The organism is Providencia sp. Me31A, assembly GCF_050487165.1.
Lineage (GTDB): Bacteria > Pseudomonadota > Gammaproteobacteria > Enterobacterales > Enterobacteriaceae > Providencia.
The window spans coordinates 121,331-137,008 of the sequence record NZ_JBKQGZ010000008.1; the positions used below are offsets into that span (position 1 = coordinate 121,331).

At 40.8% G+C, this 15,678-nt stretch carries 13 protein-coding genes; 6 read left to right on the top strand and 7 right to left on the bottom strand.

Annotation, left to right across the window (positions count from 1 at the left end):
- The 7 genes from ACLPIE_RS08285 to ACLPIE_RS08315 all read right to left on the bottom strand — a co-directional run bounded on the left by ACLPIE_RS08285 (position 1) and on the right by ACLPIE_RS08315 (position 7,570).
- Positions 1–333, bottom strand: coding sequence for a cytochrome o ubiquinol oxidase subunit IV (locus ACLPIE_RS08285; protein ID WP_430261050.1), 333 nt, complete (start codon positions 331–333; stop codon positions 1–3).
- Positions 334–948: a cytochrome o ubiquinol oxidase subunit III gene (locus ACLPIE_RS08290; RefSeq protein ID WP_430261051.1), complete on the bottom strand. Its 615-nt coding sequence runs from the start codon at positions 946–948 to the stop codon at positions 334–336.
- Positions 938–2,929 (bottom strand): cytochrome o ubiquinol oxidase subunit I, encoded by a 1,992-nt coding sequence (gene cyoB / locus ACLPIE_RS08295; RefSeq protein WP_430261052.1) that lies wholly within the window; start codon positions 2,927–2,929, stop codon positions 938–940. Before cyoB ends, ACLPIE_RS08290 begins: the two co-directional genes overlap by 11 nt.
- 4 nt (positions 2,930–2,933) lie before the next feature.
- A complete protein-coding gene (gene cyoA, locus ACLPIE_RS08300; protein ID WP_430261053.1) occupies positions 2,934–3,884 on the bottom strand; it encodes a cytochrome o ubiquinol oxidase subunit II in 951 nt (316 codons plus the stop codon).
- A 427-nt stretch (positions 3,885–4,311) separates the two neighbouring features.
- Positions 4,312–5,082 carry a nucleoside-specific channel-forming Tsx family protein gene (locus ACLPIE_RS08305; RefSeq protein ID WP_430261054.1) on the bottom strand — a complete coding sequence of 257 codons (771 nt, stop codon included), beginning with the start codon at positions 5,080–5,082 and terminating at the stop codon, positions 4,312–4,314.
- A 274-nt stretch (positions 5,083–5,356) separates the two neighbouring features.
- A complete protein-coding gene (locus tag ACLPIE_RS08310; protein WP_430261055.1) occupies positions 5,357–6,859 on the bottom strand; it encodes an AmpG family muropeptide MFS transporter in 1,503 nt (500 codons plus the stop codon).
- Positions 6,860–6,988: 129 nt separating this feature from the next.
- Positions 6,989–7,570: a YajG family lipoprotein gene (locus tag ACLPIE_RS08315; RefSeq protein WP_430261056.1), complete on the bottom strand. Its 582-nt coding sequence runs from the start codon at positions 7,568–7,570 to the stop codon at positions 6,989–6,991.
- A 266-nt stretch (positions 7,571–7,836) separates the two neighbouring features.
- On the opposite strand from ACLPIE_RS08315, the gene bolA reads away from it, so the two are divergent.
- The 6 genes from bolA (at position 7,837) to hupB (ending at position 15,569) form a co-directional block, all read left to right on the top strand.
- Positions 7,837–8,175, top strand: coding sequence for a transcriptional regulator BolA (gene bolA, locus ACLPIE_RS08320; RefSeq protein WP_430261057.1), 339 nt, complete (start codon positions 7,837–7,839; stop codon positions 8,173–8,175).
- Positions 8,176–8,527: 352 nt separating this feature from the next.
- Positions 8,528–9,832, top strand: coding sequence for a trigger factor (gene tig / locus ACLPIE_RS08325; protein ID WP_430261058.1), 1,305 nt, complete (start codon positions 8,528–8,530; stop codon positions 9,830–9,832).
- Between the two features lie 558 nt (positions 9,833–10,390).
- Complete coding sequence (clpP, locus tag ACLPIE_RS08330; RefSeq protein WP_430261059.1) at positions 10,391–11,011, top strand: ATP-dependent Clp endopeptidase proteolytic subunit ClpP; 621 nt, start codon at positions 10,391–10,393, stop codon at positions 11,009–11,011.
- Positions 11,012–11,129: 118 nt separating this feature from the next.
- A complete protein-coding gene (gene clpX, locus ACLPIE_RS08335; RefSeq protein ID WP_430261060.1) occupies positions 11,130–12,407 on the top strand; it encodes an ATP-dependent protease ATP-binding subunit ClpX in 1,278 nt (425 codons plus the stop codon).
- 220 nt (positions 12,408–12,627) lie between these two features.
- Positions 12,628–15,066: an endopeptidase La gene (lon, locus tag ACLPIE_RS08340; RefSeq protein ID WP_430261061.1), complete on the top strand. Its 2,439-nt coding sequence runs from the start codon at positions 12,628–12,630 to the stop codon at positions 15,064–15,066.
- Between the two features lie 227 nt (positions 15,067–15,293).
- Positions 15,294–15,569 carry a nucleoid-associated protein HU-beta gene (gene hupB, locus ACLPIE_RS08345; protein WP_004914513.1) on the top strand — a complete coding sequence of 92 codons (276 nt, stop codon included), beginning with the start codon at positions 15,294–15,296 and terminating at the stop codon, positions 15,567–15,569.
- The last annotated feature ends 109 nt before the right edge of the window (positions 15,570–15,678 follow it).

The following is a 15,678-nucleotide window of genomic DNA, read 5'->3' on the forward strand; positions in this document are numbered from 1 at the left end:
TTAGTCGAGCATCATATTGATGTTCAGGTTGTACATAATCCACAGCGAGCCGACAACAACAATGCCGATAATTAACATGGTAAACAGAAATGCAACCAAGTTCCAACGCTCATCAGATGAGGTATTCATATGTAAGAAACATACTAAGTGAACTAGGATTTGCACGACTGCCATGCCAACAACAGTCCAAAGAATGGTTGAAGTTGACGCTGTGCCTTCCATCACCATCCAGAACGGAATAACCGTTAGGATGACTGACAGAATAAAGCCAATCAGGTATGTCTTAACGCTACCGTGGCTTGCTCCAGTGTGAGCATCTTTTGCATGACTCATTTAAATAGCCCCCAGAAGATAAACAACGGTAAATACACAAATCCAAACCACATCTAAGAAGTGCCAGAACAAGCTTAGGCAGTTCAAACGTGTTTGGTTTACGTCAGTCAGACCACGACGAGTCACTTGGATCATCATAATAATAATCCAAATCAGACCCGCAGATACGTGCAGACCGTGGGTTGCAACCAGAGCAAAAAAGCCAGATAAGAAGCCGCTACGGTCAGGGCCAAAGCCCTCAGCAATCAGTTCATGGAACTCGTAGACTTCCATGATAACGAAGCCAAGACCTAACAGGAATGTCGCGAACAGCCATAAGTTAACTGCACCGATTTTTCCTTTGTGCATCGCAATCATTGCGAAACCGTAGGTGATACTACTTACTAAAAGTAAGAAAGTTTCGCCTAATACGAATTTCAGACTGAAGATATCTTTACCAGCGGGACCGCCAGCAGTTCCATCGGCCAAAACAACATAGGTAGCAAACAAACAAGCAAACAGGATCAAGTCGCTCATGATATAGAGCCAGAAACCGAATACTTTCGTACCACCTGCATCGTGGTGCCCATGCTCTGCATGGGCAATATTTTGGTTAGTCATTGTATTAGTTGACATCGTTCACACCTGCCTTACGTAATTCTTCAAAGTGCTTATTCTCGATTTGTTCGATTTCAGCCACAGGTACGTAGTAATCAACATCTTCGTCGAAGCTTTTTGCAATCCAAGTTACGATCATTCCACCGAAACCAATAATTGCCATCCACCAGATGTGCCAGATCATTGCAAAACCTAAAATCAAGCTGAATGCAGCGATGATAACGCCTGCGCCTGTATTTTTTGGCATATGAATTTCTTCATATGAAGTAGGTTTCTTATGAGCAAGACCTTTTTCTTTCAGATCCCACCAAGCATCACGGGTTTGAACATGTGGCTCAATCGCAAAGTTATAGAATGGTGGTGGAGAAGATGTTGCCCACTCAAGTGTACGTCCACCCCACGGGTCACCCGTTAAATCACGGTTTTCATGACGGTCACGGATACTCACAATGATTTGGATAACTTGGCATGCAATACCGAGCGCGATTAATGCTGCACCGCCCGCTGCAACCACTAGCATTGTGTGATAAGTCGGGTCAATATTCTGACTTAAACGACGAGTCATACCCATAAAGCCAAGAATGTATAACGGCATGAATGCTAAGAAGAAACCGGTGATCCAGAACCAGAAGGCACGAACACCCCATTTCTCATTCAGTGTGAAACCGTAAGCTTTCGGGAACCAATAAGTCATACCCGCGAAACAACCGAATACAACACCACCGATGATCACGTTATGGAAGTGAGCAATCAGGAATAAGCTGTTGTGAAGAACGAAGTTTGCACCTGGTACGGCCAACAGAACGCCCGTCATACCACCTACTGAGAAGGTGATGATGAAACCGATAGTCCACAGCATTGGCGATTTAAACTCGATACGGCCTTGGTACATGGTAAACAGCCAGTTGAAGATCTTAACCCCAGTAGGGATTGCGATAATCATTGTAGCGATACCGAAGAAAGCGTTGACGTTTGCCCCTGAACCCATCGTAAAGAAGTGGTGTAACCAAACGATGAAGGACATTACGGTAATAACGATTGTAGCCCAAACGAGCGAGGTATAACCGAACAAACGTTTTCTTGAGAAAGTTGCTGCAACTTCAGAGAATACACCGAACACTGGCAGAACAAGGATATATACCTCAGGGTGACCCCATGCCCAGATCAGGTTGATGTACATCATCATATTGCCGCCCATATCATTAGTGAAGAAATGGGTACCTAAATAACGATCTAACGTCAGAAGAGTTAGTGTGACCGTTAAAATAGGGAATGCAGCAACAATCAGTACGTTAGTACATAATGCAGCCCAGCTAAATACAGGCATTTTCATCATCGACATACCCGGCGTACGCATACGGATAATAGTCGCAATAAAGTTAACCCCTGTTAATAACGTACCAATACCGGATATTTGAAGGCTCCAGAGCCAATAATCGACCCCAACTCCAGGATTGTACTCCAAGCCGGACAATGGTGGATAAGCCAACCAACCAGTTTGCGCGAATTCACCTACCCCTAAAGAGATGTTGATTAAAACAACACCGACTACAAAGAACCAGAAGCTCAATGAGTTAAGGAATGGGAAGGCAACGTCGCGAGCACCAATTTGTAGAGGTACAACGAGGTTCATCAGACCGACAACAAATGGCGTTGCCATGAAGAAAATCATGATAACGCCGTGTGCGGTAAAGATTTGGTCGTAGTGGTGAGGGTTTAAGAATCCCTCTTGGCCAGCAGAAGCAAGAACCTGCTGACCACGCATCATGATCGCATCTGCAAAGCCACGGAACAACATGACCATAGCTACGATGATGTACATGACACCAATTTTTTTATGGTCAACAGAGGTTAACCATTCTTTCCACAGCCATTTCCACTTACCGAAGTAGGAGATCGCACCGACCAAGCAAAGTCCACCTAGGACGATAGCAATCAGCGTAACAACGATAATCGGCTCATGGAGCGGAACTGCATCTAGTGTTAATTTTCCGAACATGCCCTTATTCCTCAGCGCCTGCTGCATGAGCGTTATGGCTCATATGCATAGAATGACCTGTAGATTCTTCTTTTGACTCTACAGGAGCGTGACCTTTATGGTGCTCATGACCAAACTTCAGAACGATATCGTTATAAAGATTAGGTTTCACGCTTGAGAAGTAGGTAACAGGAACGTTCATGCTTGGCTTAGCGACTTCGTCGAATGCCTGCATGGTATCCATTGTTTTAGGAGAAGCTTTTACCTTTTGTACCCACTCATCAAAACCTTGGCGGTCAGGTGTTGCAATAGCATTGAACTTCATGTCTGAGAAACCGTGGCCGCTATAGCTTGCGGAGAAGCCTTTATAAGTACCAGGTTCATTAGCGATTAAGTGAAGTTTTGTTTGCATACCTGCCATCGCGTAGATTTGGCCACCTAAAGATGGAATGAAGAATGAATTCATCACCGAATCTGACGTGATTTTGAAGTTAACTGGCACACCGGTAGGGAATGCGATTTCGTTAACTGTTGCAATGCCTTGCTCTGGATAAATAAATATCCATTTCCAGTCAGCTGAAATAACTTCAATGGTAATAGGTTCCTGATCACTCACTAATGGCTGATATGGGTCCAGCTCATGTGTCGTCTTCCAAGTGATAGTACCTAGAATAATGATAATGATGATAGGAACTGTCCAGCAGACTAGCTCAATTTTATTCGAGTGAGCCCAGTTAGGACGGTAAGTTGCTGACGTGTTGGATTCACGGTATTTTCTAGCGAAGATAATCGTCATAAAAATAACAGGAATAACAACAAGTAGCATTAAGCCAATTGCAATAAGAATTAGCTCTTTTTGTTTGACGCCAACGGCGCCTTTTGGATCCATCAACACCATATCGCAACCGCCTAGTAATAAGGCTGCTACAGCTAGTGAGATTGCTCCGATGCTTTTTTTGTAGTTCATAAGTCTCATCCACGACCCCAAATGACAAGAATCTAATTGTCGTTTCATCAGTGCGGGCATTTTACGGTAAGGTTATGCGAGTGTAAATGATTGTAAGGTAAAGAAACGGAATTGTTAGCTCTTTATGTTAATATGATCACATGTAAAGAGCTTATAAAGAAAAAGTTAAAATTAGTGCAATTTGTAAGCATGCATTGATAAAACTCAATTAATACTAAATTATCTTGGTAATTTTTCAAAGGAAAATATATACAAAAGAAATAAAAAAACAGCAAAACTGATATGAAACATAAGCAATGAGCTAAGGGAAATTACTATTTTTGTTGCCGATAAAGCCGTTTTAGCAACTTTATCGGCAAAATTGTAAAGAAAAATGATTACCTCGCTGATAAAAAAGAAAAATAATTAAAGAAGTAATGCAGTTTTCTAATAGTGATTAGAAGGTGTATTTTAATGTATAAATGATTGCATCTTGATAAAAAGTATCGCCTAATTTATTGTCAGCATAGCGATATTGGACACCAGCTGAAAGGTTTTCTGTCGCATTCCACCAAAAAGCCAAGGCACCATTTATCCCATCGCGCTTACCTCCGTTATAGCGCTTATTTCTTGCGAACTCCATTTCATGCCAGTTAGTTATCATGAAATTTTCTTCTAATATGCTGAAATTGTAACCAGCAACCCAACCTGCGGTGTAACCATTATTTCCTGAATAGAATGTTTGGTCTGTGTAATTTAGTGCGATAAACGGTTTAAACCATAAATTACCAAAGGCCGTGTTATAACCGATGCCATATAAAGTGTTTACATCATGGAAATTCCCACCGTATTTAGCACCCGGTAGTGACCAAGTTCCATAAACATGACCGTATAGGTTGAAACCTGTATCACCTAAATAGAAGCGACCGGTGGTTTTGATGGTATAGCGGCGATTACGCCCAGAATCGGTGTGCTGAGTGTGAAGCGGATTTTCTACATCAAAAAAACCGTATAATTCACCCCATTTAAAATTTGCACCGCCTTCAAGCTCAATATAGGCAAAATCTTTTTTGTGAGAGGTGGTTTCAGTTTTAGTTTCAGTGCGGTGTGACCAGTCTAAATAGTTAATATTGATATCAGCAAAGCCATTTTTATAGCCAATAATATCGTCAGAATACGCTGTTCCTGCTATAGAAATTAAGGCGGCAAAATAAGTTATTTTTCTCATAATGAATAATTTTTCTTAATAATTAACAAGGTTGAGTGTTAAGCCATTGGTTAATGTGTTAACTGACTAATTTGTAACTTTTGATATATTAGTCTTTAAAGTTGCAATTAAGAAATATTTTACATCTATTTGGTGATCGGTATCACGGATGGGTAGTGGCTTCAGTGAGGTTGTCTATTTTAGGTTTTTGAAATGCAATGAGTTAATTCCCTAAATATAACTTATTAGTTTAGGGAATTAGTCAGATAGATAATAAAAGGAATTAATAATATGGTTACTGGTGAACAGTTTTACGGACAGCAAGGAAATCTAAACTACCGCCAATGATCAAACTGACAGCTCCAATACTGATACCCGTATTAAAAATAAGGTTTTGGTAGCTAGGGATAGCTAACCAAAGCGCAATTTGTTCGGTGAACAAATATATTTTCACTCCACTAAATGAAAATATGAGTAATGAAAGCAGCCAAATAGCAAGGCAGCTTGCGCCGGCGATCAATGCGTATACGGCAACACGGTAGCCATTAGCAAACAGCTCACGGCGCTGGAATAGCCCAGTTGTTTGTGTGTAAATTAATGAGGTACGGCAGGCTAACAGTAGTAATATACCTGGAACCGCAACACCAATAGAGATCAAATAGAACAGTGGCCAGCCGTAGTTACTGACAAAAATACTGGCAACAGGGCCAATATAGACACGCCCCACAGCAGAAAGTGCTGAAAGTAGAGCAAACTGGGTTGCTGATAATGATTTATTACACAATGTCATGAGTAATGCGACAAAGGCGGCGGTTCCCATACCGGAAAAAAGATTTTCAAGGAAAATAATTGATCCCATGGTTAGGATATGAGGGGGGGTGACAGCAAGGAACCAATACCCAATATTTGAGCCGCCTTGTAATAATCCAAATAGAAACAGCGCCCTAAATAAACTCATGTTTTTCATGATATAGCCACCCAATAACGCACCTATAATAGTGGCTGACATACCCACTGTTTTATTGACTGTACCTACTTCACTTAAGCTAAACCCTAATGCATTTAATAAAAAGTTAGTGTTGAGTGCCATGACAAAGGCATCACCAAGCTTATAAAAAACTAATAATAATAAAATTAACCAAGCATTATTACGGCTAAAAAATTCAGCGAGAGGGTCATAAATCGCTTTTTTCAGTGAGGTAGGAGGAGCGCTATTCTCTTCTGGCTCTTTGGCGAGCAAAGTAGCAACTACACCGATTAGCATCAGGGCTGCCATGACAATATACAGTTGCTTCCATGTTAAGAATTTATCAGCCAGCCAAAGAGCAAGCCCCCCAGAAACCAACATACTGATTCGATAACCCATAACCGATGTTGCCGCACCAATACCCCGTTCTTCGGCACTGAGTAAATCCGTTTTATAGGCATCAAAAACAATATCTTGTGAAGCGGAGCAAAATGCAACTGTGACGGCTAAAGTTGCTAGGTACCATAGATGTTCTGATGGATTCATGAAACCCATAGCTGCAATACTAATAATAAGAAGAACTTGGGTGGTTAGCAGCCAGCCACGGCGACGACCCAGAAATGGTGGGGTATAGCGGTCCATCATGGGTGACCAGAGAAATTTTAATACATAGGCTTGCCCAACTAAGGAAAAGAAACCAATGGTTTTAATATCCACATTTTCAACGGTTAACCAAGCTTGCAATGTGCCAGCTGTTAAGGCTAAAGGTAGACCTGAGACAAAGCCTAAAAGAATGAGAGTAATATTATTGGGTAGTGTAAAACGTGGCATCGTGCCCTCTTACCTGATGAGATATTGCTGCAATACATTGCGCCGCAGAGGTATTGGCCGCGCTATGCTATCCAAGTCATTTCATTTAAAACTTGGACAGCTTAATACGTAATAGTCTGTATGACTCGATTAATAACGTGAATTTTGTCTGATAAAATCGGTGATTTCTTGATCTGTTGCCATATCTGCAATTAAGTCAGCTAATGCACTATTAATGGCAGCTTCGATTTTATCATTATTGGCGGCCAACAATTCTTGGGTATTAAAATTGCGTGTAAACGACCGTGTCTTTGTTGACCCATTTGGCGCTGTCGCAGTGATACTGACACTGGAGTTGACGGTAATATTATGACGGAAGCTACCTTCAGAAACTTGAGTGTCTAATTTATTTAATTGGACGACTAAATTCACATTGGCAGGTGATGTCACCATGAAACCGCGAGCAGCCATTTGTTTTTCCACTGCTTCTTGCATTAAGTAGCGAGGGTCACGAGAAGGATTAAGCACGACTAAACTACCATTACGGTTGACTTCTGCTAATGATTTACTGGTTCGGTTATCGACACTACTGACACTAATTGAAGTGGCATTTAGTGTTGGATTTTTCGCAGGCAAAGCTATTTTTGGCTCAAGTGATAATGTATTGCTGCTGGTTGCACAGCCGGCAAGAAGAAATAACCCTAAAAGTGGAAAACACAGTTTTTTTAACATAATTTTTTCCAGTTCATCTTTCCTAATTGATAATGTTTCGTTATGGTGCGGGTAGCCATCATGCAATATAAAGCTTTGCGGCTTATTTATCTTAAATTATTAGACAACAGTTTTTGAAAAAATTCGCTTTGGTGTGTCGTTATCATAACATTCCGCGTCAATATCGGATATTTTTATAATAAAGAAGATAGCAATAATCATCGTGCGCAATAGAGTTTACTGATTTTAGCAATGCTAGAGCATAACCTTAAATTAAGGAGTATTTTATGGTCGCTAATGCATCCCAAAGTATGCAATCACGAGTGAGCCAAAAATTACAGGCGGCATTTACGCCGTCATATTTAGATGTGATCAATGAAAGCCATCAACACAATGTGTTGCCGGGTTCAGAAAGCCATTTTAAAGTGGTGTTAGTAAGTGATCATTTTGAAAATAAACGAATGCTTGCTCGCCATCGCGAAATTTATGCTATTTTAGCTGATGAATTATCGGGAGGTATCCACGCCCTTGCTTTGCATACTTATACCCAAACAGAATGGGATGAGCTTGCTGATACCGCGTTAAAATCACCTGCATGTCGTGGAGTCGGCGGTGCTAATCGGTAATTTTTAGTTTCAATAAATAAGTTGAGGCGATAGTTGCTGTTTTTTCTCATACCCCATCGTGGGATTTGTGGGTATTTTTTCTTCAATTTGGGTGAAAAAATAAGAATTTTAGTCAGAAAAGTCACAAATAAAGAGGAAAAATCGCTTCTTTTCTCGGCTTTTCTCGACTCAGGGCGCATGCATCGGTATAATGCTGCGTCTAATTTTCAGTAAGGTTTCGGGACGCTTCTGATATCAGGGATTGACCGTTATGAAAGTAACGCCCCCGGTTCTGGAAGGGAGACAGCCATTATGATTTAATGGCATAACTCTGGAGTAGACCGATCACTAAGATTTATTTTGAGGTAAGAAGATGCAAGTTTCTGTTGAAACGACTCAAGGCCTTGGGCGTCGTGTAACAATCACCGTTCCTGCCACTGATATTGAAAAAGCAGTAAATAGCGAGCTAGTTAGTGTTGCTAAGAAAGTACGTGTTGATGGTTTCCGTAAAGGAAAAGTACCAATGAACATCGTTAAACAACGTTACGGTGCGTCTGTTATGCAAGACGTTCTGGGCGATGTGATGCAACGTAACTTCATCAACGCTATCATTGAACAAAAAATTAATCCAGCAGGTGCGCCTAGCTATAAGCCAGAGCAACTCGAAGATGGTAAAGATTTTGTTTATTCAGTTGAATTCGAAGTTTATCCAGAAATCGAATTAGCAGGCTTAGAAACTATCGAAGTGGAAAAACCCGCTGTTTCAGTAAAAGATGAAGATCTGGAAAACATGTTAGAAACTCTGCGTAAGCAACAAGCGCAGTGGAAAGAAGTTGAAGAAGCTGCAACTGCAGATTCACGCATCACTATCAACTTTACAGGTTCTATCGACGGTGAAGAATTCGAAGGCGGAAAAGCTGAAGATTTCGCATTAGTTATGGGCGAAGGCCGTATGATCCCTGGTTTTGAAGATGGCATTGTTGGTCACAAAGCGGGTGAAGAATTCGACATCGAAGTTAACTTCCCTGAAGACTACCACGCTGAAAACCTGAAAGGTAAAGCTGCAAAATTTGCTATCGTTCTGAAGAAAGTAGAACAACGTGAACTGCCAGAATTCACTGAAGAATTCATCAAGCGTTTTGGTATCGCTGATGGTTCTTTAGATGGTCTGCGTGCAGAAGTTCGTAAAAACATGGAACGTGAACTGAAAAATGCAGTTCGTAACCGTGTTAAAGCGCAAGTTTTAGATGGTTTGATCAAAGCAAATGACATCGAAGTTCCAGCAGCGGTTGTTGACGGTGAAATCGATGTTCTGCGTCGTCAAGCGGCACAGCGTTTTGGTGGCAACGAAAAACAAGCTATGGAATTACCACGTGAACTGTTTGAAGAACAAGCAAAACGTCGCGTTGTCATTGGCCTGCTGTTAGGCGAAGTTATCAACAAAAATGAACTGAAAGCTGACGAAGATCGCGTTAAAGTGCTGATCGAAGAAATGGCATCTGCATACGAAGATCCAGCTGAAGTCATCGAATACTATAGCAAAAACGAAGAGCTGATGAACAGCGTTCGTAACTTAGCTTTAGAAGAACAAGCGGTTGAAACTATACTTGCTGTAGCTAAAGTGACAGAAAAAGAAACTAACTTCACTGAACTGATGAACCAAGTTCAAGCTGGTTAATTTTCTTTTTGCTGTATGAAACAATGAAACCCGTGGTGTATTACTACGGGTTTTTTGTCGATTAATGTCTTTAAATTATCACTTTTATAAATTTGACTTAGGTTAGCCTTGAAAATCATATTTGAACCCTAATTATAACTTCTATACTTCAAGTAGCATGAACAGTGATCTGTATGATGAGAGCTTTAATTGTGCTTTGAACTAGTTTAATTAGTTTAATATTGTAGAAAGTGATGATACCAACCAAATGGGTTATTTCGCAGCTTTTGATAATCGGTTATGGTTTTCTGATGGGATAATCGGTGTAACCAGATAGACTTGTGTTAAACTAATTTAATGAGCGTCTTGTTTACTGCGGTAAACTTAGCTGCATTTCTTTCTTGTTTATCCATTATTAGGTTAAATACAACTAGAATAGATAAAATAAGAGGGTATCTACAGCCTGCAGACACAGGGAGTTTTTTAAAGACAGTTGTTTGTGGCACGATCTCTGCTCAATATAGCGGACAGACAGCAAATTAGGCGCAAGCACCAGAACGTTTTTAATAGGAGATTTCGATGTCACATTTTGGCAGTCAGGAACAGCTAGCATCCCAAATGGCCCTTGTGCCTATGGTCATAGAGCAAACCTCTCGTGGTGAGCGCTCATATGACATTTACTCACGTCTATTAAAAGAACGTATTATCTTCCTGACAGGTCAAGTGGAAGACCATATGGCGAACTTAATTGTCGCACAAATGTTATTCCTCGAAGCAGAAAACCCTGAAAAAGATATTCAACTGTATATTAACTCGCCAGGCGGTGTGATTACCGCTGGGATGTCAATTTATGACACCATGCAATTTATTAAGCCCGATGTCAGTACTATTTGTATGGGGCAAGCGTGTTCCATGGGGGCTTTTTTATTAACAGCGGGTACAAAGGGTAAACGTTTTTGCTTACCAAATTCACGTGTGATGATCCACCAGCCACTAGGCGGATATCAAGGTCAGGCGACGGATATTGAAATTCATGCTCAAGAGATCCTCAAAGTAAAATCTCGTATGAATGAGCTAATGGCTTTACATACAGGCAAATCAATTGAAGAAATTAGCCGTGACACAGAACGTGACCGTTTCTTGTCAGCAAATGAAGCGAAAGAGTATGGTTTAGTCGACCAAATTTATAGCAGCCGCTAATAGGTTAACTTTTGGTATAATTAATTTATACCATAAACTATTTTAAGAAAATCGTTGCTTTGTTCTGGGTTTTTAACTTAATAAAACAAAGTAATATGAATAAAAGTGAGGTCAACTGATGACAGAAAAACGCAAAGAGGGGACGGGAAAATTGCTGTACTGTTCTTTCTGCGGGAAAAGTCAGCATGAAGTCCGCAAGCTGATTGCCGGTCCGTCAGTCTATATTTGTGATGAATGTGTGGACTTGTGTCTCGACATCATCCGTGAAGAAATCAAGGAGCTAGCACCGCATCGCGAGCGCAGTGAATTGCCGACTCCACATGAAATAAGGCAGCATCTTGATGATTATGTTATCGGTCAAGAAAAGGCGAAAAAAGTCTTAGCTGTTGCGGTATATAACCACTATAAACGTCTACGCAATGGTGATAAAACCAGTGATGGCGTTGAATTAGGTAAAAGTAATATTCTACTCATTGGCCCTACGGGGAGTGGTAAAACATTATTAGCTGAAACCTTAGCTCGTTACTTGGATGTGCCATTTACGATGGCAGATGCAACGACATTAACTGAAGCAGGTTATGTCGGTGAAGATGTTGAAAATATCATTCAGAAATTACTGCAAAAGTGCGACTATGATGTAGAAAAGGCACAACGTGGTATTGTATACATTGATGAAATTGACAAGATTTCACGTAAATCAGATAACCCATCTATTACTCGAGATGTGTCGGGTGAAGGTGTGCAGCAAGCACTTCTGAAACTAATTGAAGGAACTGTTGCAGCAGTTCCACCTCAAGGGGGGCGTAAGCACCCTCAGCAAGAATTTTTGCAAGTAGATACATCAAAAATTCTGTTTATTTGTGGTGGTGCGTTTGCAGGGCTTGACAAAGTTATCGGGCAACGTCTGAACACTCGCTCTGGAATTGGCTTTGCCGCTGAAGTTAAAGGCGAATCAGATAAAGCGACTGAGGGGGAGTTACTCACTCAAGCTGAACCAGAAGATTTAATCAAATTTGGTTTAATCCCTGAGTTTATCGGTCGTTTGCCAGTCGTGGCTACCTTGACTGAATTGAGTGAAGAAGCACTGATTCAAATTTTACAAGAGCCAAAGAACGCCTTAACTAAGCAGTACCAAGCACTATTTAGCCTTGAAGGAACTGAGCTTGAGTTCCGTGAAGACGCGTTAAAAGCCATTGCGAAAAAAGCAATGGCACGTAAAACCGGTGCTCGAGGATTACGTTCAATTGTTGAAGCTGCGTTGCTAAATACAATGTATGATCTTCCATCAATGAGTGATGTTGAGAAAGTTGTTGTTGATGAAAATGTCATTAACGAACAGTCTGAACCTCTATTGATTTATAGTAAACCGGATGCACAAGCATCTGGTGATAACTAATCTATCAAAAAGCGTTCAATAATCAATCAAACAAAATGAGGGTTTTCCCTCATTTTGTTTTTTATGTTTAACTAGCTATTGAATGCTAAAATCTTGTCCCCATATAGTTTATATTCTGAGGTGTGGTTTCCTTGTTTTAATGAATAAGTTTTGATGAATAAGTTTAGAGCAAGCGACAGAAACCCTTAAACTAGCGAAAGCTAAACGAAGAGAGAGCTTTATGAATCCTGAGCGTTCCGAACGCATTGAAATACCAGTATTGCCTCTGCGTGATGTAGTGGTATACCCACATATGGTGATCCCACTGTTTGTTGGACGTGAAAAATCCATTCACAGTCTGGAAGCAGCGATGGATCATGACAAGCAAGTAATGTTGGTTGCGCAAAAAGAAGCCTCGACTGATGAGCCTGGGGTGAATGATTTATTTGCTGTAGGTACTGTTGCATCGGTTATTCAGATGCTAAAACTACCTGATGGTACAGTAAAAGTCCTTGTTGAAGGATTAAAACGCGCACGTATTACGAGTTTGACTGATAACGGTGAATATTTCTTAGCGCAAGCAGAGTATTTAGCGACAGAGCAAGATAAACACGCTGAAAACGCAGTTTACGATGAAACAACTGCGGGTTCTCAGCCGTCAAGTGAACTTGATGAAAAAGAAAACGAAGTATTATACCGTACTATCGTTAGCCAGTTTGAAAGCTATATTAAACTGAATAAAAAGATCCCACCAGAAGTATTAACCGCACTGCATGCGATAGAACAGGATCAACTGGATAAATTAGCGGATACCATTGCATCCCATATGCCGCTGAAATTAGCAGACAAACAACGCGTTTTAGAAATGGCAAATATAGCTGAACGTGTTGAATTTCTGATGGCCATGATGGAATCAGAAACTGAGTTGCTGCAAGTGGAAAAACGCATCCGTAATCGTGTTAAAAAACAGATGGAAAAAAGCCAGCGTGAGTATTATCTGAACGAGCAAATGAAAGCGATTCAGAAAGAGCTGGGTGAAATGGATGATGCACCAGATGAATATGAATCGCTGAAACGTAAAATCGAAGAAGCGAAAATGCCAAAAGAGGCTCAAGAAAAAGCGGAAGCAGAATTGCAGAAGCTGAAAATGATGTCTCCAATGTCTGCTGAAGCGACAGTCGTGCGCAGTTATATTGACTGGATGGTACAAGTACCGTGGCATAAACGCAGTAAAGTCAAAAAAGATTTAGTCAAAGCACAAGAGGTTTTGGATACTGACCATTATGGTTTAGAACGTGTGAAAGACCGTATTCTTGAATATCTTGCGGTACAAAGCCGTGTGAGTAAAATCAAAGGTCCAATCCTGTGTTTAGTCGGGCCTCCAGGTGTAGGTAAAACCTCTCTGGGGCAGTCTATTGCCAAAGCTACGGGTCGTGAATATACCCGTATGGCGCTTGGTGGTGTACGTGATGAAGCGGAAATTCGTGGTCACCGTCGTACCTATATTGGTTCGATGCCAGGTAAGCTTATCCAGAAAATGGCTAAAGTTGGGGTAAAAAACCCACTATTCTTATTGGATGAGATAGACAAAATGTCGTCTGATATGCGTGGAGACCCTGCTTCAGCATTGTTAGAGGTACTTGACCCAGAACAGAATATCGCATTTAACGACCACTATTTGGAGGTTGATTACGATCTGTCTGATGTGATGTTTGTCGCTACCTCGAACTCGATGAATATCCCTGCGCCATTGTTAGATCGTATGGAAGTTATTCGCCTTTCTGGTTATACGGAAGATGAAAAACTGAATATTGCGAAAAAACACTTGTTGTCTAAGCAGATTGAACGTAACGCCTTGAAAAAAGGTGAGTTGACCATCGATGATAGCGCCCTGATGAGTATTATTCGTTATTATACTCGTGAGGCTGGTGTGCGTAGTTTGGAACGTGAAATTTCTAAATTATGCCGTAAAGCAGTTAAAGCGTTATTGATGGACAAAAAACTTAAGCACATTGAAATCAATGCTGACAACTTAAAAGATTACTTAGGGGTGCGTCGCTTTGACTATGGCCAAGCTGACACTGAAAACCGAGTGGGGCAAGTCACTGGTCTAGCATGGACTGAGGTTGGTGGTGACTTACTTACCATCGAGACAGCATGTGTGCCTGGTAAGGGTAAGCTAACTTATACAGGTTCTTTAGGTGAAGTGATGCAAGAGTCTATTCAAACCGCTTTAACGGTTGTGAGAGCTCGCGCAGAAAAACTGGGTATTAACAGCGATTTCTATGAAAAACGTGACATTCATGTTCACGTGCCAGAAGGGGCAACACCAAAAGATGGCCCAAGTGCTGGTATTGCGATGTCTACCGCACTAGTTTCTTGTTTAACGGGGAACCCAGTTAGAGCAGATGTTGCTATGACGGGGGAAATTACGTTGAGAGGACTTGTTTTCCCAATTGGTGGCTTAAAAGAGAAATTATTGGCGGCACACCGAGGAGGGATTAAAACGGTATTAATCCCTAAAGAAAACGAACGTGATTTGGAAGAAATTCCTCAAAATGTGATTGCTGATTTAGAGATTCATCCTGTAAAAACTATTGATGAAGTACTTTCTTTGGCTTTAGTTAACCCGCCTTTTGGGGCGGAAGTTGTCAAAAAGAAAGCTAAAAGAGTGAGCTAAATCAAGAAGTTTGTATAAAATTAAGGCTGACAGCTAATTTAGGGCTTGTCAGCCTTTTTTTTCATCGCTAATTTAACGATGATTCTGATAATTTGTTTGTATGTAATCTGTTCTCTTGCCATTGGTAATCAGGATTGATATAACGGCTGCATCATTAATCAACTATACTAATAACAGTTATAGTTAATTAAGAGATTTATATTCCAACTAATATGGGGATGATAAGAGTGAATAAAGCTCAACTGATTGATCAAATTGCTTCTGATGCGAATATTTCTAAAGCTGCAGCAGGTCGTGTTGTTGACGCGTTCGTTGCTACTGTAACGGGTTCTTTAAGTAAAGGAGACGATGTTGCTCTAGTTGGCTTTGGTACTTTCTCTGTTCGTGAGCGTGCAGCACGTACAGGCCGTAACCCACAAACGGGTAAAGAAATTAAAATCGCTGCGGCGAAAGTTCCTGCTTTCCGTCCAGGTAAGGGTCTTAAAGACGCTGTTAATAGCTAATTAAGTATTTTAGTTTGTCTTTCTTGCATTTTTGCGAAAACTCAAACTGACGGAATGCCTTTAATCAGCTAATATATGAGCGCATCATGGAAATGGTGCGCTTTTTTTT

Excerpts from the sequence above, each read along its gene's own strand:
- ACLPIE_RS08285 (WP_430261050.1), bottom strand. The coding sequence starts at position 333 with ATGAGTCATGCAAAAGATGCTCACACTGGAGCAAGCCACGGTAGCGTT.
- ACLPIE_RS08290 (WP_430261051.1), bottom strand. The coding sequence starts at position 948 with ATGTCAACTAATACAATGACTAACCAAAATATTGCCCATGCAGAGCAT.
- cyoB (WP_430261052.1), bottom strand. The coding sequence starts at position 2,929 with ATGTTCGGAAAATTAACACTAGATGCAGTTCCGCTCCATGAGCCGATT.
- cyoA (WP_430261053.1), bottom strand. The coding sequence starts at position 3,884 with ATGAGACTTATGAACTACAAAAAAAGCATCGGAGCAATCTCACTAGCT.
- ACLPIE_RS08305 (WP_430261054.1), bottom strand. The coding sequence starts at position 5,082 with ATGAGAAAAATAACTTATTTTGCCGCCTTAATTTCTATAGCAGGAACA.
- ACLPIE_RS08310 (WP_430261055.1), bottom strand. The coding sequence starts at position 6,859 with ATGCCACGTTTTACACTACCCAATAATATTACTCTCATTCTTTTAGGC.
- ACLPIE_RS08315 (WP_430261056.1), bottom strand. The coding sequence starts at position 7,570 with ATGTTAAAAAAACTGTGTTTTCCACTTTTAGGGTTATTTCTTCTTGCC.
- bolA (WP_430261057.1), top strand. The coding sequence starts at position 7,837 with ATGGTCGCTAATGCATCCCAAAGTATGCAATCACGAGTGAGCCAAAAA.
- tig (WP_430261058.1), top strand. The coding sequence starts at position 8,528 with ATGCAAGTTTCTGTTGAAACGACTCAAGGCCTTGGGCGTCGTGTAACA.
- clpP (WP_430261059.1), top strand. The coding sequence starts at position 10,391 with ATGTCACATTTTGGCAGTCAGGAACAGCTAGCATCCCAAATGGCCCTT.
- clpX (WP_430261060.1), top strand. The coding sequence starts at position 11,130 with ATGACAGAAAAACGCAAAGAGGGGACGGGAAAATTGCTGTACTGTTCT.
- lon (WP_430261061.1), top strand. The coding sequence starts at position 12,628 with ATGAATCCTGAGCGTTCCGAACGCATTGAAATACCAGTATTGCCTCTG.